The sequence below is a fragment of the Gilvimarinus gilvus genome, from assembly GCF_030518155.1.
GTDB classification, from domain to species: domain Bacteria; phylum Pseudomonadota; class Gammaproteobacteria; order Pseudomonadales; family Cellvibrionaceae; genus Gilvimarinus; species Gilvimarinus gilvus.
Window position 1 is genome coordinate 1 of the sequence record NZ_JAULRU010000695.1, and the last position, 416, is coordinate 416.

The window sequence follows — 416 nt, forward strand, 5'->3', positions numbered from 1 at the left end:
GGTAATAACCCATTGTCCAAGTTCAATATCCAGCGCATGGTTGTCAATATCTGGCAAAAAGGCATCTGGTGGCAATAGCCCATTTTCTGGATGCATCCAGCGGATTAAGGCTTCGACACCAATGAGTTCACCGGTGCGTAAATGAACTTTAGGCTGGTAATAAAGAACGAATTCATTGTCAGCCAGCGCTTGTTGCAGCCGCTCGATGCGTTCATGACGGCCCTTCAACGAGCGATCATGCACAGGATCAAAGATGTGGTAACAATTTTTACTCTTTAACTTTGCCTGATACATGGCCTGGTCCGCCTGGCGCAGGAGTTTATCTGGTTCAGGATCTTCTGTGGGGTAGAATGCAACTCCCAGACTGGCGGTGACATGGAGTAATATATTATCTATTGTTACGCCTGCAGAGATAG

Annotated in this window: 1 protein-coding gene; it reads right to left on the minus strand. The window is 46.9% G+C overall.

The genetic code is table 11. From position 1 onward, the window contains the following. A partial coding sequence (locus QWI17_RS17375; protein ID WP_302723789.1) for a GGDEF domain-containing phosphodiesterase occupies positions 1–416 on the minus strand: 416 nt, incomplete at both ends.